Consider the following 23,407-nt stretch of genomic DNA (forward strand, 5'->3'; position numbering starts at 1 on the left):
ATGCAGGCAATCAACAACATCAACCTCGACTCCCTGGTCGATACCCTGGTCAGCCTGACCGCTGCGTTTATCCTCGGGGGCCTGATCGGCTTCGAGCGCCAGTACCGCCAGCGCACGGCGGGGCTGCGCACCAATGTGCTGGTGGCGGTGGGCGCGGCAATTTTCGTCGATATGGCCAACCGCCTCGGTGGTGCGGACGGTGCCGTGCGCGTGGTGGCGTACGTGGTATCGGGCATCGGTTTCCTGGGCGCCGGGGTGATCATGCGCGAGGAGGGTAACGTGCGCGGGCTCAACACCGCAGCCACGCTCTGGGCGTCGGCGGCGGTGGGAGCCTGCGCCGGCGCCGACCTGATTCTCGAGGCGCTGCTGGGGACCTTGTTCGTGCTGGCGGCCAACACGTTGCTACGGCCGATCGTCAACAACATCAACCGCCAGCCGCTGGATGTGGTGTCGGCGGAGGTCACCAATATCCTTTACGTCATCGCCCGGCGTACCCAGCAAAAGGCTGTGCTGGCTCTGCTCGAAGCCGAGCTGGCGCGCTGCAACTACCCGGCCAGCGACGTGGATGTGCGCCCGTTTGGCCCGGAGGAAGTCGAGATCGAGGCCACCCTGGCCGTGACATCGGTGGACGGCGATGAGTTGGATGCACTGGTGGCGCGTATCTCCCTGTCCACCCTGGTGGTGCAGGCGTTCTGGAGCCCCAGCACCACCGAATAGGGCCTTGGACCTACGCTTTCGCGCGCAAGGTCGACCCGGCCGTAGTGAGGAAAAATCCTACAAGCATTCGGGACTAACCCTTCATTTGCACACACGCTCCATTGCTATGGTTGCGCGCTTGCGCCTGCCCAGCCATTCAAGGCGCAGCTCTACGTTGTCACTGTGTTTCAAAGGAGGGGCCTGAATGGCCTGAAGGGGGCGCTGAGCAATCAGTACCGTCTGTCGGAACTGTTACTTTTCACAGGTAGATAGGCCCCGCGTGATATGTAAGCGTACTGATCTCCCAGGGGAGTCTTATGAGCAACAAAGCTTTAATTGTGGACGATCATCCTTTTATACGTGCCACCGTCAAATATCTGTTGAGGCAGGAAGGCTTCGACAAGATCTATCAGGCGGGCAATGGCGCCGATGCCATGCAGATCGCGCGCGAGGAACGCCCGGACTTGATTATTCTCGATCTTGCGATGCCCAAGCTTGGTGGGTTGGAGGTGATCAGTCGGATCAAGGCCCTGGAGCTGCCCTGCAAGATCCTGGTGCTGACCTCATACCTGGCAGTGTTCTTCTCAACGCGCTGCATGCGCGCCGGTGCAATGGGGTTCGTCTCCAAGACGGGTGAGCTTGATGAACTGCAAAAAGCCATCAGGGCGATCCGCTCCGGCTACAGTTGCTTTCCCAGCCTGCCTACCAGTTCGGTACGTCGCGACGATCTGCAGTCTTCCGAGCAGGAGCTGGTGGACTCGTTGTCGGACCGCGAGCTGGCCGTGCTGCAAAAGCTGGCGTTGGGTCTGGGCAATAAGGAGATCGCCGAGGACATGCTGCTGAGCCACAAGACCATCAGCACTTACAAGACCCGCCTCAAGGAGAAACTGCGCATGTCTTCGGTGGTGCATTTGTCCAAGTTCGCCCAGCGCAACCACCTGATCTGAGATGAACACGTCCCGGCTGGTCACATTCACGGCCATCCTGCTGACAGGGCTGTTGCCTCTGACGACGATGGCCCTGGACGAGCCGCACCACCTGCGGCTGCTGGGTCACTCCACCCTCGAAAACCCTTCCGTGCCCCTGGACGAATCTGACTGGCGCTGGTTGCGCGAGCGGCGCACGTTGGTCATGGGAGTGTCCGGGCCGGATTACGCGCCGTTTGACCTGAGCAACAACAAGCACGAGCTGGAAGGCATCACGGCGGACTATGCCTCGCTGATCGCCATGGCACTGAACGTCAGTGTCGAGGTGCGTCGCTACGATACCCGCGATGAAGTGATTGAAGCCCTCAAGACCGGCGCCGTGGACTTCGTCGGATCGGCCAACGGCTACGAGGCGGCCGACCCGCAATTGGTGCTGTCGCGGTCCTATGCCAATGATCAGCCGGCCCTGGTTACGCGCGCCGGCGACAGCCACGCGCTCAGTGCCGACCTGGCGGGCAAGCGCGTGGCGATGCTCTACCACTATATGCAACCCGCCGCGGTCCAGGCTTTTTACCCGCATGCGCAGTTAATGCTGTTTGCCTCGACCTTCGAAGCCATCGGCGCGGTCGCGTTCGGCCAGGCGGATGTTTACCTCGGCGACGCTATCAGCGCGCGCTACCTGATCAACAAGAACCATCTGAATAACGTACGCCTGGCGGACTTTTCCGCGCTGGAGGTCAACCCGTTCGGGTTTGCCTTCGCCAAGGGCGACGCGCGGCTGCTCAATATCGTCAACACCGCCCTGGCCGCCGTGCCCGCCAACCAGCAGATGGAAATCCTGCGGCGCTGGAGCGCGGGCGGCAGCGGCTTCCTGGAAGCCGACCGGCTGCGCTTGAGCGAAAGCGAGCAGCGCTGGCTGGAAAAACACCCACGGGTCAAAGTGGCGGTCCTGGACAAATTCGTACCGCTGTCGTTTTTCAACGAGCAGGGGCAATTCGAAGGCTTGAGCGCCGAGGTGCTGACGCGCATCAGCCTGCGCACCGGCTTGAAGTTCGATATGGAGCGGGGCAGCTCGCTGCCGCGGCAGATCGACGAGGCCGGTACCGGGCGTGTGGACATGCTGGCGGTCGTCACACCGAGCGTGGAGCGGTCCGAGAAGATTCGCTTTACGCGACCCTATTTGTCCAACCCCTATGTGCTGGTGGTGGCCTCGGGCAATGAACCCTTGGTTACCCTGGAAGACATGCCGGACAAGCGTCTGGCGCTGATCGCCGGCGACGGCCTGGCTGCGCAGATCAGCCGCAACTACCCGCGGATCGGCTTTGTCGACGTGGAGAACCCCGAGCAGGCCCTGGCGCTGGTGGCCAACGGCAGCGTGGACGCTGCGGCGGTATCGCTGATCAGCGCGCGCTATATGATTGCGCGCCATTACCGTGACCGTCTGCGTATCACCAGCACTGTCGGCACCGAGCCTGCGTGCATTACGTTCGGCGTCAATCGTGGCCAGCTGGAACTGTATTCGATTCTCGACAAGGCGCTGTTGAGTATTACCCCGGAAGAGATGGATGAGCTGACCAACCATTGGCGCAACGAAATCATCCTCGAAGACAGTTACTGGAGCCGTCATCGCAGTGTGATTATCCAAGGCTTCGGCCTGGCCGCTTTGCTGCTGCTGGTGACGCTGGGCTGGGTGTTCTACCTGCGTAACCTGATCCGCAAGCGCGCCCAGGCCGAACGGGCCTTGAGCGACCAGATGCGGTTCATGAGCGTGCTGATCGACGGCACGCCGCATCCAATTTACGTGCGTGATCGCCAGGGACGGCTGATGGCCTGCAACAATGCCTACCTGGATGTGTTCGGTTTTAAACTGGAGGACGTGATCGGCAAGACCGTGGTGGAAACCGACACCGGCAACCCTCCGCAGGCTCAGTCGTTCCACGCCGATTACCTGCATTTGATGGAGCGCGGCGAGCCGCAGGTCCACGACCGGGTGCTCAAGGTGCCCAGCGGCGAAGTGTTGACTATTTATCAGTGGATGCTGCCGTACCGTGACGGTGACGAAAAAGTCGTGGGCATGATCGCCGGCTGGGTCGACGTGAGCGAGCGCCAGCGCTTGCTGGGTCAGTTGCAGGAGGCCAAGGAGGACGCCGACGCCGCCAACCGTGCCAAGACCACGTTCCTGGCAACCATGAGTCATGAAATCCGCACGCCCATGAACGCCGTGATCGGCATGATCGAACTGGCCTTGAAGAACGCCGAGCAGGGCCGGGCCGACCTCGATGCGCTGCAGGTGGCGTCGGTGGCGTCGCGCAGCATGCTGGAGCTGATCGGCGATATTCTCGATATTGCGCGCATTGAATCCGGCCATTTATCCCTGGCCCTTGGCCCGGCCAACCTGCACGAATTGCTGACCTCGGTGGCACGGGTGTTCGAGGGGCTGGCGCGTGACAAAGGTCTGCTGCTGCACGTTGAGCTCGACCCCTTGATCGATTGCGCGGTGCTGATTGATCCGCTGCGTTTCAAGCAGGTGGTGTCGAACCTGCTGGGCAATGCGATCAAGTTCACCCCCCGTGGCGAGGTGCGCCTGGGGGCGCAGGGTACCGCGGCCGCCGACGGCCACTTGAACCTGCGGTTGTGGGTGGAAGACACAGGCATCGGCATCAGCGCCGAGGACCAGCAGCGTTTGTTCAATCCGTTCATCCAGGGCGGCAATCACGAGCAGTCGGCGCGCAGCGGCTCGGGCCTGGGCCTGGTGATCAGTCGCAACCTGTGCGAGATGATGGGCGGTCAGTTGCACCTGAGCAGCATGTTGGGCAAAGGCACACGGGTGGATGTGACGGTGACCGTGGCACTCACCACTGCCGCACCGGTTTCTTCACCCGTGGCGCACATCCCACCGGCCCGTGCGCTGAGCATCCTGGTGGTGGACGACTACCCGGCCAACCGCTTGTTGCTGGCGCGGCAGTTGAGCTTTCTGGGGCATCGTATTGTGACGGCCGATAACGGCGTCCAGGGGCTTGCGGTGTGGCAGGCCGGGCATTTCGATGGGGTGATTACTGATTGCAACATGCCGCTTAAGGATGGCTATGCGCTGGCGCGCGATATCCGCGCGCAGGAGCGCCAGCGCGGCCTGGTGCCGTGCCTGGTGCTGGGCTTCACTGCCAATGCCCAGCCCGACGAGGTCGAGCGTTGCCGCCAGGCCGGCATGGACGGCTGCCTGTTCAAGCCGACCGGCCTGGAGGACCTGCGCGCGGCCTTGGCGTCCCGGACGGCCTGTGCCACGGGGGGCGACCTCGACGCGCTGTACGACTTAAGTGCACTGACCGCACTTACGGGCGGTGACATCGATGAGCTGCGGGAATTGCTCGGGCCATTGCTCGACAGCCTCAAAGAGGATCGCGCCGAGCTGCCAAGCCTTTGCCAGCAGGCGAATTTTTCCAAGCTGCATGACCTTGCCCATCGGGTCAAAGGGGGCGCGCGCATGGTCAAGGCCCAGGCCCTCATCGCCTGTGCCGAGGCGCTGGAGAACGCCTGCGAATGCCAGGCGCGCGATGCCCTGGGCACGGCGGTCGACGCATTGGGCGCAGCCATCGATGCTTTGCAGCACAGCCTCGAGCGTTACTGCAATCAGGTATGACTGCGAGTCAGCGCCATTCGGTGGATTTGGGACAACTCCTACGCGAACCGGGAACATGCCTGATTTTGTCGTCGGAATATGTCTGGAGAATGGGCCATGCTCAACGACGAGCGCTGCCTGCCCATGGGGGTCGCCATGCCGAACAAAGCACTGACTATCCTGATTGCCGATGAACAGCACCTGCAACGACTGTACATCGAGAAAATGCTCAATCAGTTGGGGTACCACCGGATTGTCCCGGTACAAACCTTTGACGAGGTCCAGATACTCACGGCCATCCCGGCCGAGCCGTTTGATGTGCTGATCATCAATGCGGGGCTGCTGGTGCAGGCGTGCGAGCCGCAACCGCAGGTGCGTCATGTACTGGTGTACGACCACCTGGACCCATGCGCGCCTGCCGGTGCCGCGCCCACGGTACTGGTGCGCCTGCCGGGCGTGCCGGACAACGTCAACCTCGAACACTTCATGGATATCATCGACCCACCCGCGGCCGCCACCGGCCTGCGAGTGTTGCCGTGGCTGCGCGAGCTATCCCGCCAGCCGGTGGCCGGCATCTAGTTCCCACTGCGCAGCGCTGCACGGCGCACGATACGGCTGCAATGCGCACTTGCCCGCGAGTTATGCCCGCGAGCAAGTTCGGTTGAGTCAGCGGGTCTGGCGCAAGCGTTGTGCTGCGCTGCGCAACAGATGCTCGGTAGTGTCCCAGCCCAGGCAACCGTCGGTGACCGACACGCCGTAGCGCATCGATGCGCCCAAGGGTTGGCAGCCTTCGAACAGGTGGCTTTCGAGCATCATGCCGATCAGCGACGTATCGCCCTGTAAACGTTGCTCCAGTACATCGTTGAACACCGCCGGCTGACGCAGTGGGTCCTTACCACTGTTGGCATGGCTGCAATCGACCATCACCCGTGCCGCTACCTTGGATTTGGCCAGGTCGTGTTTGACCTGTGCCACGCTTTGCGCATCGTAGTTGGGGCCACGGTGGCCGCCGCGCAGTACCAGGTGGGTGTCGGGGTTGCCTGGCGTCTGGATGATCGCCGGGTGCCCCTGGCCGTCGACGCCGAAGTGACGATGGGGGTGGGCCGCCGAACGCATGGCGTCACAGGCAATCGCGACACCGCCATCGGTGCCGTTCTTGAAGCCCACGGGCATGTCCAGGCCGCTGGCCATCTCGCGGTGAATCTGCGATTCGGTGGTGCGCGCGCCAATCGCTACCCAACTGAGCAGGTCATCGAAGTAGCCGGCGGCCATGGGCTGCAGCAGCTCGGTGGCGACCGGCAGGCCCAGGCGCAGCATTTCCCGCATCAACTGGCGCGACAGCGTGAGGCCTGCGGCCATGTCATCGCTGCCATCCAGATGAGGGTCATACGCCAGGCCTTTCCAGCCGATGGTGGTGCGCGGTTTCTCGACATAGGCACGGATCACCAGCAGCATTTGATCGCTGACTTCAAGGGCGAGTTTCTTCAACTTGCGTGCGTATTCCATGGCCGACTCGGGATCGTGGATCGAGCACGGGCCGACGATCACCAGCAGACGCGAATCGTCGCCATTAAGGATGGATCGCACGGCCTGGCGATGGGCGTGGACCTGTTCGACAAGGAATGGGCTGAGCGGCAACTGGTGCTTGAGCTCAAGGGCACTGGGCAGGCGCAGGGTAAGGGCTTCATTGGCGCTGATCAGGCTGGAAACGGGCAGGGCGGTGACGGAGGAGTTCATATTCAAGGCTTCCTGGGCAAGCGGCGGGCGATTCCCGCGCTCAGCCCTACTGGGGTGTTCGACAATTGGCCGTATCGGCGATGTGTGTAGGTTTGCCACCCATGGGCGACCGATCGGAGGCGGCAGGCTGTCCCGAGCGGAGCTGGCTAAATCGCCATGCAGTGAAGGTGTCGTAGCGGTAATAGGTGGCGTCGTTCATGGTGTGATTCCTGTTAAGTGTTGGTGATCAAGCAAAAAATGTAGGCCTGGAAAAACAAAACCCCCGGTCGGGGAGCCGACCGGGGGTTAGATTTCTCTGGCAGGCGACCCCTTGAGTAGTGGCCGCCGATTTCAGGTATCAGGCGCGCCAGTGGCTAAACCAATACCCAAAATAAAAGCTGACAGCTGCGCTCGAACCGCTCACACAGGTAGCCGACAGCGAGCGCTGGGCGCTTGCGGCAGGGCAAATCTGATTGTGGGAAAGGCGCAGCATGTTGTGTCTCCAAAAGATGGAGCGAGCTTACTCGAGGCGCGCGGTTGGATTCAATCGGTAATTTCTATTGCGTAAAGGGACTTACGACTATGGGGCGAGTGCCGATATGCTGTTTACATGTTGATACGCGATGCCCGGACATCCTCATGACCGCCTTGACCCTTGCTGCCGCTCAAACGATTTCCATCCCCGGCGATGTGCCTGCCAATATTCAGCGACACTTGGCGTTCATGCAGGCGGCAGCGCAGCAGGGCGTGCAGCTGTTGGTGTTTCCGGAGCTGTCGCTGACCGGCTATGAACCGACACTCGCGGAGCGCCTGGCGATCACGCCAGACGCCGTGCAGTTGAGGCCATTGCGTGAGAAGGCCAGGGATCTGCGCTTGACTGCCGTGGTGGGGATGCCGATCCGACCGAGCCCCGACGCCGACGTGATGATTGGCGCGCTGGTGCTGGGGGCGGACGGTTCGCTGGCGGTCTATGCAAAGCAGCATCTGCACCCTGGCGAAGAGGTGGCATTCGTCGCGGGGCCGGGCGGCGAAGCCTTGAAGCTCGGCGGCGAGCAGATTGCGTTAGCGGTGTGCGCAGATTTTACCCATGCCAGCCATCCGCGCGCCGCCGTTCACGCAGGCGCGAGTGTGTATGCCGCCGCAGTGCTGATCAGCGAGGGCGGGTATGCCAAAGACTGCGCGCAGCTTCAAGGCTACGCCGCCGAGCATGGCTTGCTGGTGTTGATGGCCAATCACGGAGGCCCGTCGGGCGGCTGGGCCAGCGCCGGGCGCAGCGCGGTATGGGCCGCCGACGGTCAACTGCTCGCCGCTGTGCCCGGTGTGGGTGAGGCGTTATTAGTGGCGCGTCGTGACAACGGCGTATGGGCCGGTCAAGTGGTCGTGTTTTGATGACGTTCAGCCTGCGCGCGGCCACCGACCTCGACCGAGCCTTCGCCCGAACCCTGACGTATGAGGCAATGCGCCATTACTACGTGCAGTACGGGTTACTGTGGTCCAGCGATGGCTTCGACGTGGCGTGGGGCGGACGAGAGAACTGGCTGATTTGCCAGGACGCGGCGGTGCTCGGCTTTATCAGCCTGAGTCGCGACAGCAAGGCGCTCTATATTCGCGAATTGCATATGCTCGAGACGTTTCGCGGGCTTGGCGCTGGCAGTTGGGTGTTGCAGCAGATGGCCGTCAAAGCGCAATCGCGCGGGCTTTTGCGATTGACTGTGTTCAAGACCAACCCGGCGCGCAGGCTCTACGAGCGTATGGGTTTTAACATCGTCGGTGAGGAGGACTGCTTCTGGCGCATGGAGCGGGTTTGCCGCCCAAGCTAAATCATGCGCAACAGTCTAATAAGCGCATACTGGTCTCAGGAGACAACTTCCTGATCATACATCCAAATGAGTGGAATCGGTTCGCGTTTGAGGCAAGAAAGAGAGCGACTTGGCCTGTCGCAGAAAGTTTTCGGTGAAATAGGAGGCGTCGAAGCCAACGCGCAGGGTAAATACGAAAACGGCGGGCGGGCGCCTAAGGCCGACTATTTGTCACGCGTCGCCGCACGGGGCGTGGATGTGCTTTATGTGTTGACCGGCACGGCCACGCCGATTCAGCTCGACAATCTGAGCCAGATTGAAGAGAAAGTATTGGGTGACTATCGGGCGATGTTCAAGGAGGATCAGGATGCAATTCGTCGCCTCACCTCCACCCTGGCCGAACATTGCGCTTCAGTGAACGGAAAACTCAAGGTTCAGCCTTCGGAATCCTGACCTTTCGCCCAGCAAATCCGGCCATCCGCTCCTAGGCGGATGGCGTCTGCTTATTCAAACTCCATATATATGACGCGTGCAGCTAGGTCTGCGCCTTGGTTTTTTGCTAAGGTGTTCAGCAACCTATAAGACCATATCGCGAGGTGTCTGCTTGATTAGGGTGCTAGTAGTCGATGACCATGATCTCGTTCGTACAGGCATTACACGAATGCTGGCTGACATCGACGGCCTGCAAGTAGTCGGTCAGGCCGAGTCAGGGGAAGAGTCCCTGATCAAGGCCCGGGAGTTGAAGCCCGATGTGGTTTTGATGGACGTCAAGATGCCCGGCATCGGCGGCCTGGGCGCGACCACCAAATTATTACGCAGCCATCCTGATATCAAGGTCGTGGTGGTTACGGTGTGCGAGGAAGATCCCTTCCCCACGCGTTTGCTGCAGGCGGGGGCGGCCGGTTACCTGACCAAGGGGGCCGGCCTTGCCGAGATGGTGCAGGCCATTCGCCTGGTGTTTGCCGGCCAGCGTTATATCAGCCCGCAGATTGCCCAGCAGTTGGCGATCAAATCGTTCCAGCCCACCAGCGACTCGCCCTTCGATGCCTTGTCCGAGCGGGAAATCCAGATCGCCCTGATGATCGTCGGTTGCCAGAAAGTGCAGGCGATTTCCGACAAGCTGTGCCTGTCGCCCAAGACCGTGAACACCTACCGCTATCGCATTTTCGAGAAGCTCGCCATCAGCAGTGATGTTGAATTGACCCTGCTCGCGGTGCGCCACGGCATGGTGGACGCCAGCGCCTGACATGACCACGCCGTTTGATCCCAGTGCCTTTCTCTCGACCTGCAGCGGCCGCCCCGGCGTATACCGCATGTTCGACAGCGAGGCGCGCCTGCTTTATGTAGGTAAAGCCAAGAACCTGAAGAACCGCCTGGCGAGCTACTTTCGCAAGAGCGGCCTCGCGCCGAAAACTGCTGCCCTGGTAGCCCGTATCGCCCAGGTCGAAACCACCATCACCGCTAATGAAACCGAGGCGCTGCTGCTTGAGCAGACACTGATCAAAGAGTGGCGGCCGCCCTATAACATCCTGCTTCGTGACGATAAATCCTATCCGTACGTATTTCTTTCCGACGGCAACTTCCCACGCCTGAGTATTCATCGTGGAGCAAAGAAGCAGAAGGGCAAGTACTTCGGGCCTTATCCCAGCGCGGGCGCGATTCGTGAAAGTTTGAGCCTGCTGCAAAAGACCTTCTTTGTGCGTCAGTGCGAAGACAGCTTTTTCAAGAATCGCACACGGCCCTGCCTGCAATACCAGATCAAACGTTGCAAAGCGCCCTGCGTGGGACTCGTTGATCCTGCGGAGTATGCCGAAGATGTACGCCATTCGGTAATGTTCCTCGAAGGTCGCAGCAATGCGCTGACCGATGAGTTGTCCGGCGCCATGGAGCAGGCTGCCAGCACCCTGGATTTCGAGCGCGCGGCTGAACTGCGCGACCAGATCTCGCTGCTGCGTCGCGTGCAGGACCAGCAGAGCATGGAAGGCGGCAGCGGTGATGTCGATGTGATCGCCGCGTTCGTCAATCCGGGCGGCGCCTGCGTGCACCTGATCAGCGTGCGCGGCGGGCGCGTATTGGGCAGTAAGAACTTCTTCCCGCAGACGGGTATCGACGAGGAGGTGGCCGAAGTCATGGCGGCGTTCCTTGGCCAGTACTATGTCAGCAGTCCGGAGCGCGACCTGCCTTCGGAGTTGATCGTCAACGTAGTGCATGAAGACTTCCCGGCCTTGATTGAGGCGATTCACGAACTGCGCGGCCGCGAATTGGACATCAGCCACCGCGTGCGTGGCACCCGTGCGCGCTGGCAACAACTGGCCGTGACCAATGCCGAGCAGGCCCTGAGCGCGCGCCTGGCCAATCGACAGCACGTCGCCGCGCGCTTCGACGCCCTGGCTGAAGTGCTCAACCTGGACGAGCCGCCGCAACGTCTTGAATGCTATGACATCAGTCACTCCAGCGGTGAGGCCACGGTGGCTTCCTGCGTGGTATTCGGTCCGGAAGGGCCGATCAAATCCGATTACCGGCGTTACAACATCGAAGGCGTCACCGCAGGCGACGACTACGCCGCCATGCACCAGGCGCTTACCCGGCGCTTCAGCAAATTGAAGGACGGCGAGGGCAAGCTCCCGGACATCCTGCTGGTGGACGGTGGTAAGGGGCAGCTATCGATGGCCCGTGACGTACTCAACGAACTGGCGGTGCCCGACCTGATCCTGCTGGGCGTGGCGAAGGGCACCACGCGCAAAGCAGGCTTCGAAACGTTGTACTTGAATGATGCCGCCCATGAGTTCACCTTGAAGGGCGACTCGCCTGCCTTGCATTTGATTCAACAGATCCGCGATGAAGCCCACCGTTTCGCCATTACCGGCCATCGCGCCCGTCGTGGTAAAACCCGGCGAACCTCAACCCTGGAAGGGGTAGCGGGGGTGGGGCCGACGCGACGCCGCGACTTGCTCAAACATTTTGGTGGCTTGCAGGAGCTGTCCCGTGCCAGCATTGACGAGATAGCCAAAGCACCCGGTATCAGTAAAAAGCTCGCTGAGTTGATTTATGCGAATCTGCACAGCGAATAGAATGCCTTTCCACCTCGTAGCCAGTTGTGCCGATGAATATCCCTAATCTGATCACCGTTCTACGCGTCCTGCTCATCCCGATTTTCATTTTGTTGTTTTATTTGCCGTACCAGTGGAGCTATGTGGCCTCAAGTTCGGTGTTCGCGTTCGCGGCCGCGACCGACTGGCTTGACGGTTACCTGGCACGCCGCCTGGAGCAGAGCACGCCGTTTGGCGCATTCCTAGACCCCGTGGCCGATAAGCTCATGGTGGCCGTCGCCCTGGTCCTGCTGGTGCAGGAACATGGCAACCTCTGGCTTACGCTGCCAGCCGCCGTAATCATCGGTCGCGAGATCGTGGTGTCGGCACTGCGCGAATGGATGGCCGAAATCGGCGCCCGCGCCCATGTTGCTGTATCGAACATGGGCAAGTGGAAAACCGCCGCACAGATGCTCGCCCTGGTGATCCTGCTGGCGAACCCGTCGGACTTCACGTTCTGGGTCCTGCTGGGCTACGCATTATTGCTCATCGCCGCCGGCCTGACGCTGTGGTCAATGCTCCAGTACCTACGCGCCGCCTGGCCTCATCTGCGCACCACCGTTGAAAAGAAATAAAACTTTTTTGAATCAAGGGGTTGACGGGTGCGGGAGAATCTATAGAATGCGCACCACCAAGACGCGGGAATAGCTCAGTTGGTAGAGCACGACCTTGCCAAGGTCGGGGTCGCGAGTTCGAGTCTCGTTTCCCGCTCCAAACACAAAGAAAAAGCCACTCAATGAGTGGCTTTTTTTTGCCTGGAATTTAGGCTCACCACCCGACCTCACCGGCAATACATCACCACCATCACCTCGCCCGTCCTGCTGCCACCGACGGCCCATCAGTAAAGAAACTGCCGTCGCGAGGGCGGTGGGTGGCTATTTATTTCCTGGCTTGATGGATTCAGAGGGTGCCACCGAGTGTGCGCCCGTGCCTGGCGCAGGCGGCACCGCGCAGCGGCCGTCATGGCAGCGGCGGCTGCCATCCGGGTGAGGCAGCCGCGCCAAATATGGGCGCGAGCGGGCGAACATACGATAGCCGAGGTTGAACAACGGCCGAAGCGGACGCCATGACAGCGGTGCGGCCCAGATTCCCATACCGGCCGCGCGCCAGCTCCAGAGTGTCGCGTCCAGGCCGGTGACCCAGGTGCCATCGCTGAACCGGGCGTGCAGGGCGGCGCCCATTGCGTCCAGGCTCACGCCCAGCGATTGCCCGTCAAAGGCAGGGTCACTGATATCTACGAACAACAGCCGCGCACAAGAGGCTCGGCGGCGTAGCAGCTTGATTTCTCGCGCGCAGAGTGGGCAATCGCCATCAAAATAAAGGGTCAGCGGCCATTGCTCATTCTTGTACATATGGTAGTTGCCTGTATAAGTTTTTAACACCCTAGGCGTGAAACCGTCCGATGACAAGAGGCTTCGCGCCTTTCATGTCATGGGCGGACTCGGCTCTTGCCACGGCAGCGCTCCGAGCAGTAACGCACCTGTTCCCAGCACCGCGCCCATTTCTTTCTCCAAGTGAACGGCAGGCCACACGTCACGCAGGTCTTGACTGGCAGTTCACTCTTTTTCACAAGCATGCCCTCGGTGCAAACGCTCAAAGCGTGATGGGATCGCTGGCCGGAAACGTTCTTCCAGTGCTTCGTCGAGTCGGCCTTCATTGGCGGCGCAATCCTCATTGTCCAGAGCAGGCTCAGGTTCCGTTTCGCTTGGCGGCAAGGGCATGACCACTGGTCGCCATACGCGCGTTGGTTTTGAAATTTTACAGTGCATTTTCGCTTCACATGCAGGGGAGGCGAGCATCAGTACAAGGGGCCCGTTCCGATGAGTTCCGGCTTGGCCAACTCGCCTGCTTTTTTCTCATATTCAGGAGGATTAACACCATGGCGACACCACAAGAAAACGTACTTGACTGGTTGCGCGATGCCCACGCGATGGAGCAACAGGCCGAAAAGATGCTCAAGGCACAATCCGAACGCCTGGAGCATTACCCGCAGCTCAAGGCACGAATAGACCAACATATCCAGGAAACCCTCGGCCAGCAGGCACTCATTGACCAGTGCCTGACCCGCCTGGGTGGTTCAGCTTCGACGCTCAAAGACATGGGAGGCAAGCTGATGGCCTTCGGGCAGGCCGTTGGTGGCTCTTTAATGAGCGACGAGGTGATCAAGGGGGCGATGGCCGGCTATGTCTTCGAGAACATGGAGATCGCCTCCTATACCGTGCTGATTGCGGCAGCGCGAGAGGCCGGAGACGCCGAGACTCAGGCGGCGTGCGAGCAGATTCTGCCCCAGGAGATCGCCATGGCTCAGTGGTTGCTGGAGCATTTGCCGCAACTGACCCAGGCATTTCTGGAACGCTCCGCAGACCCGGATAAAGAAGCCAAGAAGTAACCCTGTTCCAGGTGCTCGGCGCGTAAAGCAGGGCACCTGCTCACCAAACGGTTGGCCAGGTGTGAGTTAAATGAACTTTGTCCGCGCTGGTCGCTTCCATTGTTAGACAACTTGCCTGCAGAGCCGCCCATGACCGAATCCAGTTTCAGCCCCGCTTCATCCGCCAAACCGTCGCTGCGCCGCGCCGTGACCGGGCCAATGCTGTTTTTGTTCATCCTTGGCGATGTCCTCGGTGCCGGCGTGTATGCGCTGGCCGGCACTATCGCAGGTCAGGTAGGCGGTGCGATTTGGGTGCCATTGCTGGTGGCATTGTTCTTCGCCATGCTCACGGCCGGCTCGTATGCGGAACTGGTAACCAAGTACCCGCATGCCGGCGCAGCGTCGGTGTTTGCCGAGAAGGCGTTCAAGTCGCCGCTGGTTTCGTTCCTGGTGGGCTTCAGCATGCTGGCGGCTGCGGTCACCAGTGCGGCGGGGCTTTCCCTGGCATTTACCGGCGACTACCTGGCGGCGTTTCTCAAGGTTCCACCGACCCTGGCTGCTCTGGTGTTCCTGACGGTCATTGCCCTGCTCAATGCACGCGGGATCAAGGAGTCATTGGGCGCGAATATGGTGATGACCTGCATCGAGCTCTCCGGATTGTTACTGGTGGTGGTCGCTGCGGTTTGGTGTTTCCACGCGGGTGAGGCGAACCTTGGGCGTGCCGTGGAATTCAAAGCCGGCGTCAACCCGATGCTCGCGGTGCTGGGCGCCGCGTTATTGGCGTTCTATTCGTTCGTTGGCTTTGAGACATCGGCCAACCTGGCGGAAGAAATCCGTGGCGTACGCACGGTCTACCCGCGTGCGCTGTTCGGCGCGCTGATCACCGCCGGTGTTGTGTATATGGCGGTCGGTGTGGCCGCCTCCGTGGTGCTGCCGATGGATCAACTGATGGCGACCTCGGCGCCGTTGCTGGAAGTGGTACGGGCCTCGGGCCTGAATATTCCGCCGCAGTTGTTCGCCTTTATTGCCCTGGTGGCGGTGGCCAACGGCGCACTGTTGACCATGATCATGGCCAGTCGCCTGGCCTATGGCATGGCGCGCATGGGGCTGTTGCCGACTCCGCTGTCGCGGGTGCTGTCCAAACGCCGGACGCCGCTGTTTGCAATCATCGCCACCACCGGGGTGGCCATGGCGCTGACCCTTACCGGTACCCTCGCAGCCCTGGCCGAAACCGTGGTGCTGTTGCTGCTGTTCGTGTTCCTCAGCACCAACCTGGCGGTGCTGGTGCTGCGCCGCGACCCTGTCGACAAGGATCACTTCCGCGTCCCGACCTGGGTGCCGGTGCTGGCCATCGTGTCGTGCCTGATTCTGCTCAGCCAGCAGAGCCTCGACACTTGGCTGCGCGGTGGCGCGCTGATGCTGCTGGGTGTCGTGCTGTATGGCTGTAACCGCCTGGCGACCCCCGTGGCGGCGCCGAGTTAAAGGCCGCCGCCACGGTCTTGCGCATGCGCTAGACCGTGGCGGTGGTTAATGCGGCGTGCCACGCGGCGTAGGGCGTATTCGCGACCTTATGCCGGTTAAAGTCACCAGCCCCGTCATCCCACCACACCGGGCCGCGCTCACCCAAGCCAACCTTGGCCTGCTGCACCTTGGAGCGCGCGTCTTTTAGCGCGTCGTCATCGCCGCTCGCCTTGGCGGCTTTTACCTCGCGACGCGCAGTCATCAGTTGCTTGACCAGATCCTGGCGGACCGTTTCCGGCAACTGCGGATTGCTGCAGCGCCACAGAATGCCTCTGATTACGAAATAGCGGCCATCGGGCGTGGTCGGGTAGCGGGAGGAGGCCTGGAGCGGGACGGTACGCTTACCCATGGCGCGTTTCAGGCGCGATCTCGACCCACACGGGCGCATGGTCGCTGGCATGTTCTTCGTTGCGTACCCATGCATCCACGCCCGCATTGCGCAGGCGCGGCGTGAGTATCGGGTTCAGCAATAGGTGGTCGATACGCAGCCCGGAATTTTTCTGCCAATGCTGGCGGAAATAGTCCCAGAACGTGTACACGCGTTCGTCCGGATACAGATGCCGTATCGAGTCGATCCAGCCTTGCTCCAGCAGCTTTTGGTAACACGCACGGCTTTCCGGCTGCAGGAGGGCGTCCTTGAGCCAGGAGCGTGTACTGTAAATGTCCAGGTCGGTGGGCACCACGTTGTAGTCACCCGCCAGCACCACCGGGTGTTCGCTGGCCTGTAGGCGCTGCGCGTGCTGGATCAGCCGTTCGAACCATTGCAGTTTGTAGTCGAATTTCGGCCCGGGCTGCGGATTTCCGTTAGGCAGGTACAGGCAGCCGACCACCACCCCCAATACCGCCGCTTCCAGATAGCGCGACTGGGTGTCGTCCTCGGCGCCCGGCAGGCCTCGATGAATCAGCAGCGGTTCGGCGTCGCGGGCCAGAATGGCGACACCGTTCCAGGAGGCCTGACCGTGGTGCACAGACCCATAGCCCGCCGTTTCCAGAGCCTTGGCGGGGAACGCTTTGTCCGCCGCTTTCAGTTCCTGCAGGCAGACAATGTCCGGGCGTTCTTTCTCCAGCCAGCGCAACAGGTTCGGCAGGCGCGCGCCGATGCCGTTGACATTGAATGTGGCGATCTTGAGCGAGGGCATGGGGCGGTTCCTCAATCGGTAAATTCAGTGCTGATGGGGCGTGTTGGTCGGGTCCGCAATCTGGAACACGTTGCCATGGCGCCACGCATCCGCGCCCGGCGCCACAGTGGGGGTCGGTATGTCGGCACGGGCCTTGCGCTTCTGCGCGCTGTCGATGCCGAACCGACGATCGCGCTCGGCTACCTGTTGCGGGTTGACCTGGCCATCGGCCGTGAAGCCCATCATCAATTGGGGCACGCCCAGAGGCAGGTCTTTATTGAGGTCGGTGTGCCAGGTGTGCCAGGTCTTGCCGTAGGTGTGTACGAGCTTTTCCATCAAGGCATGCTCGGCCACCTCGGGAATTCCAGGCGCGATCAACTGGCCGGATTTCACCTCGTGCACATGGCTGTGCCACAGCGCCTGTTCGGCCTTGGGCAGGCCGCTGAACAGGCGCTCGCTGATGATGTATTCCACGCCCATCAACTTGGCATCCTTGCGATTGCCGTCGTAAATCACGCACTGAATCACTTCTTCATTAAGAATCGCGCAGTAGTGGTGCGCCTCCATTTGGGCGTCCATGTGGCCGTTGTAGAAATGGAAACCGTCGAGGTACGCGTTCAACGCTTCAACCGGCGGGCGTGATTGCAACAGCGCCGCACCGGCCTCTAAAGAGCGCGTGGTGGGCGAGGGCGCATCGCCCGGTGCAACCACGTTGGAGGCTGAATTGTCGGCGGCGCAGGCGCCGAGCAGCAACGCCACTGCCGTAGCGCAGGCCGCTCTGACGCCAGGGATTGTATGAATTGCACCCATGCTGGAGTCCCTTCTGTTGGTGATCGAATGCCTCCTATGGATAGCTTGCGTGCCGGGAAAGTTTGTTTTTATCGCTCGATGGGCCGACGACAGGTGCCATACCCGTGCTTGCCGAGCACGTAGGTCAAAACGTTGGAACTTCAACGCAAACACTCAAATCCTAAGACAGTTGATTCAATCGCCCGGTCTGCAAGAGCACCCCCATGGAGTCACTGATGCCCGACCCCTCTACGTCATCCGCTCCAGCACCGTCGCGTCGCTGGCTGCACCGGGCCTCAAGCCTAGGATGGACCGGCGCATTGTTCTGGTCCTGCACAGTCGCGGTGACGCTGTGGTTGCTGGCCAGCGGCTACAACGCCGTCGTCGAGGGCGACACGACCCATTTGCACTACGCCCTGCTGGGCGGGTTCAGCGGTTTCGCTGCCACGGCCCTGGGCGCCATTGCGGCCATCGTGCTGCGTCAGATCAGCGCGCGGACCCAGGATGTCATGCTGGGTTTCGCGGCCGGCATGATGCTCGCGGCCAGCTCGTTTTCACTGATTCTGCCCGGTATAGAGGCCGCACAATCGATTACCGGCCATCAGTTGTCGGCTGCTTGCACCGTGGTGTTGGGGCTGGCGTTGGGCGTGGCGCTGATGGTCGGCCTGGATCGCTTCGTGCCCCACGAGCATTCGAAAAGTGGGCGTAAAGGCCCGCAGACTGAACGTTTCAATCGTGTCTGGCTGTTCGTGCTCGCCATCACCCTGCACAACCTGCCGGAAGGCATGGCCATCGGTGTCAGCTTTGCCGATGGCGACTTGCACGTCGGCATGCCACTGACCACCGCCATCGCCATCCAGGACATTCCCGAGGGCCTGGCGGTCGCTCTGGCGCTACGGGTCACCGGCGTCTCGGCGCTGCGTGCGATGCTGATCGCGGTGGGTTCGGGGCTGATGGAACCGCTGGGCGCCGTGGTGGGGCTGGGGATTTCCAGCGGCTTTGCCCTGGGTTATCCGATTGCCTTGGGGCTGGCGGCAGGCGCGATGATCTTCGTCGTCTCCCACGAAGTGATTCCGGAAACCCACCGCAACGGCCACGAAACTCCGGCCACCCTCGGGTTGATGCTGGGTTTCGCGGTCATGATGTTTCTCGATACAGCCTTGGGCTGAGCCCCGTTTTATTCACCGACGAGCAGGTTTACCAAAGGAGGTTTGTTTGGATTTGATGGATTGGGTGCAGTGGCCTGCCATGGTGGTGACGGTGATTTCGGCCTGGTTTATCGGCTCGCAACGACCGCGTCGCCGCATGCTTGCATTCTGGGGGTTCATCCTCAGTAATGCCTTGTGGATCGTGTGGGGCTGGCACACCCAGGCGTTCGCGCTGATCCTGCTGGAGGGCATTCTTTTGGGCATGAACGCGCGAGGATTTCGAAAAAACCAGCGCAGCCGGAACGCGGGGTGAAGCGTGCTTGCTAGCGATTCAGAAAGTTCTTTCTGAACCCGCGCAGGTTCATCAGGCACAGGCAGATTTGCAGCACGATCAGCGCGTAGGCCTGCGCGTACGCGCCCCAGATTACCCACAGCACGTTACTCGCGATAAAGCAGCAGAAACCCGTCATTCGTCGCGCCGGTCGTTGCGATCCAATCAGCCAGGCCGCGATTACCGTCACCACCATGGCAGGCCATTGGACCCAATTCAGCTCACTCAAGACCCCTCCTTCAACTACCTGCGGTTTGAAAAACAGAGGGCGCATCGGGCAAATAATTCAGATTTTCAACGCCGTGTTGCCGTCACCGCTCGTCAGGCCTGTGCCGAATTTGTTGAACGTATCGCCGGTGCTCCCGGCCAGACTAAACAAGGGCTGGCGCAGGCAACGCGCTGGCGTCGGGGCCATTTGTTTCATTACCTGGTGAACGATCATGAAAAAGTTATCGATGTGCCTGGGCTTGTGCAGCCTGTTCCTGCTGCACGGCTGCTTCGACAATTCGGACAACGCCACAAAAGGCAATAGCAGCTCCACCAAGTCCTCCGTGCAGATGCAGGAAGGCAAGGCGGATGAGCATAAGTGATGTGCGAGGCACGGTGCTGGCTGGCATGAAGGGGGCCTGTGACGATGGAGAAAACCGACAAGGCAATGGCAATTCGAGGCTGGCACTTGCTGCTCGAGGACGACAGCTATCGCCTGGATCATCCCGATGACTTCCACCAGACCTTGATCAGCCGAGCCGATGAACTAGTGCTGCGCGACGTCATCAGCCTTGAAGAGTGGCAACGACTCAAGGACGCCGCGGACGCCGTCCACGCAAAAACGTTGCAGAGTCTGGCGACCCTGCAACGTGACCGTCTAGATACCGTGGCGATTGATCTGTGCATCGACGCCGAGGCTCAAGCATAGGCCCCGGCCAGGCTATAGGACTCAGGCCTGCGCCTGATAACGCTCGGCGGCGTGCGCCTGGCGGATATCCGCGAGCAGCCCCTGGCGCGCCTGGTCCAGTTGGTCCCAACGGCCTTCGACGTGCAATGGCGGGATGGTCACCGGCTCGCGACGGTCGAAACCCAGCAGGGCCGCGTCCACCAGCTCATCCACGTCCATCACTTCCGGCAGCGCATTGATATCGATGCCGGCGCGTTCCCAGATTTCGGTGCGAGTGGCGGCGGGCAGGACGGCCTGGATGTACACGCCCTTGGCCGCCAATTCCACGCTCAGTCCCTGGGACAGGAACAGCACGAATGCCTTTGTCGCGCCGTACACCGACATGCCGAACTCGGGCGCAAAACCCACCACCGAGCCCAGGTTGATGATCGAACCGCTGCCGGCCTGCGCAAAGCGCGGCGCCACGGCGGCAGCCAGGCGTGTCAGCGCCACGACGTTGAGGGCGATCAGTTGATCGACGGCTTCGGCGCTCTGTTGAACAAAGCCTCCGGACTGCGCCATGCCCGCGTTATTGATCAGGATGCCGATGCGTGCATCGTCGCGCAGGCGGGTTTCCACCGACGCGAGGTCGGCGGCCAGGGTCAGGTCGGCCTGGAACACCTCCACGGCCACGTCGTTTTCCTCGCGTAACTGTACGGCCAATGCCTCCAGGCGCGCGTTGTCTCGAGCGACCAGCACCAAGTCATGGCCACGACGGGCGAAGCGCCTGGCATAGGTGGCGCCGATGCCGGAGGAGGCGCCAGTGATCAGAACAGTGGGGAGCGTGGTCATGGTGAGTTTCCTGAAGAGTGTCGCGGGTGATGGAGAGGGCTTAATGATTACGACCGAAATCTAAAATGTCAATGTTTTGATGTTGGTCGACATCAATGTATGCTTGCGGCACGTATGTAAAAGATTCAGGTGAACCATGAAAGTCTCTAAACAACAGGCTCAGGCCAATCGCGCGCACATCGTGGAAACGGCCTCGGCGCTGTTTCGCGAGCGTGGGTATGACGGTGTGGGCATCGCTGACCTGATGGCGGCGGCAGGTTTTACCCAGGGCGGGTTCTACAAACACTTCGAGTCCAAGGCCGACCTCATGGCACAAGCATCAGCCTGTGGCCTGGCGCAGTCGGCTGCGCGCACGGCGGGGGCTTCGACCGAGGCGTTCGTAAACGTGTACCTGTCGCGCGAGCACCGCGATCAGCGCGCCACAGGTTGCACGCTGGCGGCGTTGTGCGGTGATGCCGCACGTAAGGAAGACGAGGTTCGCGTTGCATTTGCCGCCGGCATCGAAGCCCAACTGGGTGTGTTGCATGCGGCCAAAGCAGAGGCAGAAGCGCAGGACCCGACCGCTTCGCGTGCCGGCACGCTTGCATTGATGGCACAGGTGCTGGGTGGGTTGATCATGTCCCGTGCATGCCCGGACGACTCGGCGTTGGCCGATGAAATCCTGGCCGCGTGTCGCGCCGCGATCCTGGGAGGCGAGGACAGGCCGCAGTGAGGCCTGCCCCCGTAGCTGTTGTTACGGCTGCTTCGAGGCACCCAAATCTGCGCCCGTTACCGGGTCGCTGAGCGGGTCGGACAGGGTGCGGGCTTTCATTTGATCCAGCCGGGCTTCGTCTTCGGCGCTCAGGTGCACGCTGGCAAGGCCGTCGCCGCCGTCCACGGCCGGGAGCGGGTTTTCCACAAACTCCCACGCGTCCCCTTCGTTCCATGGGCCGCGTTTATCCTCCGTGCCTTGCGACATATTGAAGTAGACGTGACTGAACTCAGGCATGCCCGGCAGCTTGCCCTGGGGAAAGTTGGGTTGAATCGCATGCAAGGCTTTTTCGAAGGACAGTTGATGGGCGATTTCCCGCGTCATCAGAAAACCCAGTGCTTCTTTCACGCCAGGGTCGTCCGTGACGTTCATCAACCGCTCATACACAATCTTGGCCCGCGCTTCGGCGGCAATATTGGAACGCATGTCGGCCGTGGGTTCGCCGATGGTGTCGATATAAGCCGCCGTCCACGGTACGCCCGCCGAGTTGGTCAAGGGTGAACCGGCGCCGTACAACAGGCTGGTGATATGAGAGTCATTGCCCGCGCCATTGAGTGAGCGGTACAGCTCACCTTCTTCTTCGACGCCTTCGGCGATGCGACCCTTGGCGCCTTTGTTGAGCATGACGATGATCGAACCGATGACCTCCAGATGGCTGAGCTCCTCGGTGGCAATGTCCATCAGCAGGTCTTTGCGACCTGGATCGTCCTCGGCCAGCGCCTGGGTGAAGTAGCGCGAAGCCGCTGCCAACTCTCCCTGGGCACCGCCGAATTGTTCCAGCAGCAGGTTCGCCAGGCCCGGGTTGGGTTCGGCGACACGGACGGTGTATTGAAGTCGCTTGTTATGTAAAAACATCACACATCTCCTCAGGCAATGAACGGCAACGCGTACATCCAGGCCGCGTATGGGCAGGTCTGGCGCTGTGGGCGTGAGCCATCAGCAGCGTTAAAAAAACAGGGGAGCGGTGCCGCTCCCCTGCATCGGCGCCTCAACTGTTGCGCCCGCCACCATGGCTGTGCTCGCCGCCTTTGCGCCCGGCTTCCGAGGCTTTTTCGCGGTCGTTGGCAAAGTTTCCTCCACTGCTTTGCCCACCTTTGCTGCCCGCCTCGGCGGCGCGTCCGGGATCGTTCTTGAAGTTTCCACCACTGTTCTGGCCGCCTTTGCTGCCGGCTTCGGCGGCGCGCTCAGGATCATTCTTAAAGTTGCCGCCACTGTTCTGGCCGCCTTTACTGCCAATCTCTTGATAAAACTCCTTATCGTGGCTGGCGGAAGTTGCCTCGCCACCTTTTTTGCCCGCTTCGCTGACGCTCATTTCGCCTTGTTTATCTTGAGTGCTCATTGTCGCTTACCTCATGTTTATAAGGGTGACGCAACTTTCACTGAAGCGCTTAAGTTATCTGCGCTGCACGGCCTCACGCACAACCTGCGTCGAGCTGAGATGCGCGAACATTGCTTAAAAGTGTCACGAAAGTTGCGATTACATAGCGCTTTGATCCTGGCGCATTTACGACTTGCGGCCGCCGCCGTGGCTGTGCTGGCCGCCTTTACGCCCAGCCTCCGAGGCTTTCTCGCGGTCGTTGGCAAAATTGCCGCCAGACGCCTGGCCGCCTTTGCGGCCTGCTTCGGATGCGCGTTCGTGGTCGTTGGCGAAGTTGCCGGGGTTTTTATTACTGGTAGGCATGATGCATCTCCACATTAATCAAGTTAGGTATGTGAATGCCCATTGCAACAACGGACACTTATTCCGATAACGCCAGTGGCAGAAATGCTTGAAGAAATTTTTAAAATAGCGATAAACGGTAATGAGTGGGAA

General features: G+C 60.9%; 29 protein-coding genes, 1 tRNA gene and 1 pseudogene. 18 read left to right on the forward strand and 13 right to left on the reverse strand.

The window, feature by feature from the left end; translation table 11 throughout:
* The 4 genes from PSH94_RS10005 (at nucleotide 1) to PSH94_RS10020 (ending at nucleotide 5,817) form a co-directional block, all read left to right on the forward strand.
* Nucleotides 1–717: an MgtC/SapB family protein gene (locus PSH94_RS10005; RefSeq protein WP_181080757.1), complete on the forward strand. Its 717-nt coding sequence runs from the start codon at nucleotides 1–3 to the stop codon at nucleotides 715–717.
* A 296-nt stretch (nucleotides 718–1,013) separates the two neighbouring features.
* On the forward strand, nucleotides 1,014–1,643 hold the full coding sequence (locus PSH94_RS10010; protein ID WP_181080758.1) for a response regulator transcription factor: 630 nt from the start codon (nucleotides 1,014–1,016) through the stop codon (nucleotides 1,641–1,643).
* Nucleotide 1,644: 1 nt separating this feature from the next.
* Nucleotides 1,645–5,259 (forward strand): transporter substrate-binding domain-containing protein, encoded by a 3,615-nt coding sequence (locus PSH94_RS10015; protein WP_305437308.1) that lies wholly within the window; start codon nucleotides 1,645–1,647, stop codon nucleotides 5,257–5,259.
* 135 nt (nucleotides 5,260–5,394) lie between these two features.
* Nucleotides 5,395–5,817 (forward strand): chemotaxis protein CheY, encoded by a 423-nt coding sequence (locus PSH94_RS10020; RefSeq protein WP_253511816.1) that lies wholly within the window; start codon nucleotides 5,395–5,397, stop codon nucleotides 5,815–5,817.
* 87 nt (nucleotides 5,818–5,904) lie between these two features.
* Here the strand turns inward: PSH94_RS10020 and PSH94_RS10025 are convergent, their stop codons facing one another.
* Both PSH94_RS10025 and PSH94_RS10030 read right to left on the reverse strand, forming a co-directional pair.
* On the reverse strand, nucleotides 5,905–6,975 hold the full coding sequence (locus PSH94_RS10025) for a 3-deoxy-7-phosphoheptulonate synthase (protein ID WP_305437310.1): 1,071 nt from the start codon (nucleotides 6,973–6,975) through the stop codon (nucleotides 5,905–5,907).
* A gap of 46 nt (nucleotides 6,976–7,021) precedes the next feature.
* Nucleotides 7,022–7,174 carry a hypothetical protein gene (locus PSH94_RS10030; RefSeq protein ID WP_253506521.1) on the reverse strand — a complete coding sequence of 51 codons (153 nt, stop codon included), beginning with the start codon at nucleotides 7,172–7,174 and terminating at the stop codon, nucleotides 7,022–7,024.
* Nucleotides 7,175–7,593: 419 nt separating this feature from the next.
* Between PSH94_RS10030 and PSH94_RS10035 the strand changes: the two genes are divergently transcribed.
* From PSH94_RS10035 to PSH94_RS10065, 7 genes are all read left to right on the forward strand, one after another.
* A complete protein-coding gene (locus PSH94_RS10035; RefSeq protein WP_305437312.1) occupies nucleotides 7,594–8,343 on the forward strand; it encodes a carbon-nitrogen hydrolase family protein in 750 nt (249 codons plus the stop codon).
* Nucleotides 8,343–8,774: a GNAT family N-acetyltransferase gene (locus PSH94_RS10040; RefSeq protein WP_253506529.1), complete on the forward strand. Its 432-nt coding sequence runs from the start codon at nucleotides 8,343–8,345 to the stop codon at nucleotides 8,772–8,774. The genes PSH94_RS10035 and PSH94_RS10040 overlap by 1 nt, the downstream gene beginning before the upstream one ends.
* A 66-nt stretch (nucleotides 8,775–8,840) precedes the next feature.
* Nucleotides 8,841–9,206 carry a helix-turn-helix domain-containing protein gene (locus tag PSH94_RS10045; RefSeq protein ID WP_305437314.1) on the forward strand — a complete coding sequence of 122 codons (366 nt, stop codon included), beginning with the start codon at nucleotides 8,841–8,843 and terminating at the stop codon, nucleotides 9,204–9,206.
* A 151-nt stretch (nucleotides 9,207–9,357) separates the two neighbouring features.
* Nucleotides 9,358–9,999, forward strand: a complete 642-nt coding sequence (uvrY, locus tag PSH94_RS10050; RefSeq protein WP_010566015.1) for a UvrY/SirA/GacA family response regulator transcription factor — start codon at nucleotides 9,358–9,360, stop codon at nucleotides 9,997–9,999.
* A 1-nt stretch (nucleotide 10,000) separates the two neighbouring features.
* Nucleotides 10,001–11,824, forward strand: coding sequence for an excinuclease ABC subunit UvrC (uvrC, locus tag PSH94_RS10055; RefSeq protein WP_181080765.1), 1,824 nt, complete (start codon nucleotides 10,001–10,003; stop codon nucleotides 11,822–11,824).
* Between the two features lie 32 nt (nucleotides 11,825–11,856).
* Entirely contained in the window at nucleotides 11,857–12,417 is a 561-nt protein-coding gene (pgsA, locus tag PSH94_RS10060; protein ID WP_181080766.1) for a CDP-diacylglycerol--glycerol-3-phosphate 3-phosphatidyltransferase, read from the forward strand.
* 63 nt (nucleotides 12,418–12,480) lie between these two features.
* A tRNA-Gly gene (locus PSH94_RS10065) sits at nucleotides 12,481–12,556 on the forward strand.
* Between the two features lie 161 nt (nucleotides 12,557–12,717).
* On the opposite strand, the gene PSH94_RS10070 is transcribed toward PSH94_RS10065, so the two are convergent.
* Entirely contained in the window at nucleotides 12,718–13,194 is a 477-nt protein-coding gene (locus PSH94_RS10070; protein ID WP_305437316.1) for a thiol-disulfide oxidoreductase DCC family protein, read from the reverse strand.
* Nucleotides 13,195–13,271: 77 nt separating this feature from the next.
* Complete coding sequence (locus tag PSH94_RS10075) at nucleotides 13,272–13,412, reverse strand: DUF2256 domain-containing protein (RefSeq protein ID WP_305437728.1); 141 nt, start codon at nucleotides 13,410–13,412, stop codon at nucleotides 13,272–13,274.
* 309 nt (nucleotides 13,413–13,721) lie between these two features.
* Here PSH94_RS10075 and PSH94_RS10080 point away from each other — a divergent pair, with 309 nt between their 5' ends.
* Nucleotides 13,722–14,231 (forward strand): ferritin-like domain-containing protein, encoded by a 510-nt coding sequence (locus PSH94_RS10080; protein WP_253506544.1) that lies wholly within the window; start codon nucleotides 13,722–13,724, stop codon nucleotides 14,229–14,231.
* Between the two features lie 129 nt (nucleotides 14,232–14,360).
* Complete coding sequence (locus PSH94_RS10085; protein ID WP_305437319.1) at nucleotides 14,361–15,692, forward strand: APC family permease; 1,332 nt, start codon at nucleotides 14,361–14,363, stop codon at nucleotides 15,690–15,692.
* A 28-nt stretch (nucleotides 15,693–15,720) separates the two neighbouring features.
* Here PSH94_RS10085 and PSH94_RS10090 read toward each other — a convergent pair whose 3' ends face one another.
* Genes PSH94_RS10090 through PSH94_RS10100 form a run of 3 tightly spaced genes read right to left on the reverse strand, consistent with a single transcriptional unit; the run spans nucleotide 15,721 to nucleotide 17,659 of the window.
* Entirely contained in the window at nucleotides 15,721–16,080 is a 360-nt protein-coding gene (locus PSH94_RS10090) for a hypothetical protein (RefSeq protein WP_305437321.1), read from the reverse strand.
* Nucleotides 16,073–16,870 carry an exodeoxyribonuclease III gene (xth, locus tag PSH94_RS10095; protein ID WP_285428926.1) on the reverse strand — a complete coding sequence of 266 codons (798 nt, stop codon included), beginning with the start codon at nucleotides 16,868–16,870 and terminating at the stop codon, nucleotides 16,073–16,075. The genes PSH94_RS10090 and xth overlap by 8 nt, the downstream gene beginning before the upstream one ends.
* 24 nt (nucleotides 16,871–16,894) lie before the next feature.
* On the reverse strand, nucleotides 16,895–17,659 hold the full coding sequence (locus PSH94_RS10100; protein ID WP_305437322.1) for an OBAP family protein: 765 nt from the start codon (nucleotides 17,657–17,659) through the stop codon (nucleotides 16,895–16,897).
* A gap of 215 nt (nucleotides 17,660–17,874) precedes the next feature.
* Between PSH94_RS10100 and PSH94_RS10105 the strand changes: the two genes are divergently transcribed.
* Entirely contained in the window at nucleotides 17,875–18,807 is a 933-nt protein-coding gene (locus PSH94_RS10105) for a ZIP family metal transporter (RefSeq protein ID WP_285428927.1), read from the forward strand.
* A gap of 46 nt (nucleotides 18,808–18,853) precedes the next feature.
* A complete protein-coding gene (locus tag PSH94_RS10110; protein ID WP_253506557.1) occupies nucleotides 18,854–19,099 on the forward strand; it encodes a hypothetical protein in 246 nt (81 codons plus the stop codon).
* Nucleotides 19,100–19,109: 10 nt separating this feature from the next.
* Here the strand turns inward: PSH94_RS10110 and PSH94_RS10115 are convergent, their stop codons facing one another.
* The gene (locus PSH94_RS10115; protein WP_181080775.1) at nucleotides 19,110–19,346 is read right to left on the reverse strand and encodes a hypothetical protein; all 237 of its coding nucleotides are present in this window, start codon (nucleotides 19,344–19,346) and stop codon (nucleotides 19,110–19,112) included.
* A 57-nt stretch (nucleotides 19,347–19,403) separates the two neighbouring features.
* Nucleotides 19,404–19,559: a hypothetical protein gene (locus PSH94_RS10120; RefSeq protein ID WP_253506560.1), complete on the reverse strand. Its 156-nt coding sequence runs from the start codon at nucleotides 19,557–19,559 to the stop codon at nucleotides 19,404–19,406.
* Between PSH94_RS10120 and PSH94_RS10125 the strand changes: the two genes are divergently transcribed.
* Both PSH94_RS10125 and PSH94_RS10130 read left to right on the forward strand, forming a co-directional pair.
* Nucleotides 19,558–19,707: a hypothetical protein gene (locus PSH94_RS10125; RefSeq protein ID WP_181080777.1), complete on the forward strand. Its 150-nt coding sequence runs from the start codon at nucleotides 19,558–19,560 to the stop codon at nucleotides 19,705–19,707. The two genes, PSH94_RS10120 and PSH94_RS10125, sit on opposite strands and share 2 nt — an antisense overlap.
* Nucleotides 19,708–19,751: 44 nt before the next feature.
* Nucleotides 19,752–20,033 (forward strand): hypothetical protein, encoded by a 282-nt coding sequence (locus tag PSH94_RS10130; RefSeq protein WP_181080778.1) that lies wholly within the window; start codon nucleotides 19,752–19,754, stop codon nucleotides 20,031–20,033.
* 21 nt (nucleotides 20,034–20,054) lie between these two features.
* Here PSH94_RS10130 and PSH94_RS10135 read toward each other — a convergent pair whose 3' ends face one another.
* Nucleotides 20,055–20,843, reverse strand: a complete 789-nt coding sequence (locus PSH94_RS10135) for an SDR family oxidoreductase (protein ID WP_285428928.1) — start codon at nucleotides 20,841–20,843, stop codon at nucleotides 20,055–20,057.
* A gap of 136 nt (nucleotides 20,844–20,979) precedes the next feature.
* Here PSH94_RS10135 and PSH94_RS10140 point away from each other — a divergent pair, with 136 nt between their 5' ends.
* Nucleotides 20,980–21,555, forward strand: a complete 576-nt coding sequence (locus PSH94_RS10140) for a TetR family transcriptional regulator (RefSeq protein WP_285428929.1) — start codon at nucleotides 20,980–20,982, stop codon at nucleotides 21,553–21,555.
* A 21-nt stretch (nucleotides 21,556–21,576) separates the two neighbouring features.
* On the opposite strand, the gene PSH94_RS10145 is transcribed toward PSH94_RS10140, so the two are convergent.
* The 3 genes and pseudogenes from PSH94_RS10145 to PSH94_RS10155 all read right to left on the reverse strand — a co-directional run.
* Nucleotides 21,577–22,449, reverse strand: a complete 873-nt coding sequence (locus PSH94_RS10145; protein ID WP_305437325.1) for a manganese catalase family protein — start codon at nucleotides 22,447–22,449, stop codon at nucleotides 21,577–21,579.
* A 133-nt stretch (nucleotides 22,450–22,582) separates the two neighbouring features.
* On the reverse strand, nucleotides 22,583–22,933 hold the full coding sequence (locus PSH94_RS10150) for a general stress protein (protein ID WP_305437326.1): 351 nt from the start codon (nucleotides 22,931–22,933) through the stop codon (nucleotides 22,583–22,585).
* Between the two features lie 165 nt (nucleotides 22,934–23,098).
* Nucleotides 23,099–23,251 (reverse strand): annotated as a pseudogene (locus PSH94_RS10155) (general stress protein); the annotation flags it as partial.
* Between the last annotated feature and the right edge of the window lie 156 nt (nucleotides 23,252–23,407).

It is taken from the genome of Pseudomonas sp. FP2254 (assembly GCF_030687695.1).
In the GTDB taxonomy this organism is placed as follows: Bacteria; Pseudomonadota; Gammaproteobacteria; order Pseudomonadales; family Pseudomonadaceae; genus Aquipseudomonas; species Aquipseudomonas quebecensis.

What these genes read in the sequence shown, in the direction of transcription:
- PSH94_RS10005 (WP_181080757.1), top strand. Translation starts at nt 1, where the DNA reads ATGCAGGCAATCAACAACATCAACCTCGACTCCCTGGTCGATACCCTG.
- PSH94_RS10010 (WP_181080758.1), top strand. Translation starts at nt 1,014, where the DNA reads ATGAGCAACAAAGCTTTAATTGTGGACGATCATCCTTTTATACGTGCC.
- PSH94_RS10015 (WP_305437308.1), top strand. Translation starts at nt 1,645, where the DNA reads ATGAACACGTCCCGGCTGGTCACATTCACGGCCATCCTGCTGACAGGG.
- PSH94_RS10020 (WP_253511816.1), top strand. Translation starts at nt 5,395, where the DNA reads ATGCCGAACAAAGCACTGACTATCCTGATTGCCGATGAACAGCACCTG.
- PSH94_RS10025 (WP_305437310.1), bottom strand. Translation starts at nt 6,975, where the DNA reads ATGAACTCCTCCGTCACCGCCCTGCCCGTTTCCAGCCTGATCAGCGCC.
- PSH94_RS10030 (WP_253506521.1), bottom strand. Translation starts at nt 7,174, where the DNA reads ATGAACGACGCCACCTATTACCGCTACGACACCTTCACTGCATGGCGA.
- PSH94_RS10035 (WP_305437312.1), top strand. Translation starts at nt 7,594, where the DNA reads ATGACCGCCTTGACCCTTGCTGCCGCTCAAACGATTTCCATCCCCGGC.
- PSH94_RS10040 (WP_253506529.1), top strand. Translation starts at nt 8,343, where the DNA reads ATGACGTTCAGCCTGCGCGCGGCCACCGACCTCGACCGAGCCTTCGCC.
- PSH94_RS10045 (WP_305437314.1), top strand. Translation starts at nt 8,841, where the DNA reads ATGAGTGGAATCGGTTCGCGTTTGAGGCAAGAAAGAGAGCGACTTGGC.
- uvrC (WP_181080765.1), top strand. Translation starts at nt 10,001, where the DNA reads ATGACCACGCCGTTTGATCCCAGTGCCTTTCTCTCGACCTGCAGCGGC.
- pgsA (WP_181080766.1), top strand. Translation starts at nt 11,857, where the DNA reads ATGAATATCCCTAATCTGATCACCGTTCTACGCGTCCTGCTCATCCCG.
- PSH94_RS10070 (WP_305437316.1), bottom strand. Translation starts at nt 13,194, where the DNA reads ATGTACAAGAATGAGCAATGGCCGCTGACCCTTTATTTTGATGGCGAT.
- PSH94_RS10080 (WP_253506544.1), top strand. Translation starts at nt 13,722, where the DNA reads ATGGCGACACCACAAGAAAACGTACTTGACTGGTTGCGCGATGCCCAC.
- PSH94_RS10085 (WP_305437319.1), top strand. Translation starts at nt 14,361, where the DNA reads ATGACCGAATCCAGTTTCAGCCCCGCTTCATCCGCCAAACCGTCGCTG.
- PSH94_RS10090 (WP_305437321.1), bottom strand. Translation starts at nt 16,080, where the DNA reads ATGGGTAAGCGTACCGTCCCGCTCCAGGCCTCCTCCCGCTACCCGACC.
- xth (WP_285428926.1), bottom strand. Translation starts at nt 16,870, where the DNA reads ATGCCCTCGCTCAAGATCGCCACATTCAATGTCAACGGCATCGGCGCG.
- PSH94_RS10100 (WP_305437322.1), bottom strand. Translation starts at nt 17,659, where the DNA reads ATGGGTGCAATTCATACAATCCCTGGCGTCAGAGCGGCCTGCGCTACG.
- PSH94_RS10105 (WP_285428927.1), top strand. Translation starts at nt 17,875, where the DNA reads ATGCCCGACCCCTCTACGTCATCCGCTCCAGCACCGTCGCGTCGCTGG.
- PSH94_RS10125 (WP_181080777.1), top strand. Translation starts at nt 19,558, where the DNA reads ATGAAAAAGTTATCGATGTGCCTGGGCTTGTGCAGCCTGTTCCTGCTG.
- PSH94_RS10120 (WP_253506560.1), bottom strand. Translation starts at nt 19,559, where the DNA reads ATGATCGTTCACCAGGTAATGAAACAAATGGCCCCGACGCCAGCGCGT.
- PSH94_RS10130 (WP_181080778.1), top strand. Translation starts at nt 19,752, where the DNA reads ATGGAGAAAACCGACAAGGCAATGGCAATTCGAGGCTGGCACTTGCTG.
- PSH94_RS10135 (WP_285428928.1), bottom strand. Translation starts at nt 20,843, where the DNA reads ATGACCACGCTCCCCACTGTTCTGATCACTGGCGCCTCCTCCGGCATC.
- PSH94_RS10140 (WP_285428929.1), top strand. Translation starts at nt 20,980, where the DNA reads ATGAAAGTCTCTAAACAACAGGCTCAGGCCAATCGCGCGCACATCGTG.
- PSH94_RS10145 (WP_305437325.1), bottom strand. Translation starts at nt 22,449, where the DNA reads ATGTTTTTACATAACAAGCGACTTCAATACACCGTCCGTGTCGCCGAA.
- PSH94_RS10150 (WP_305437326.1), bottom strand. Translation starts at nt 22,933, where the DNA reads ATGAGCACTCAAGATAAACAAGGCGAAATGAGCGTCAGCGAAGCGGGC.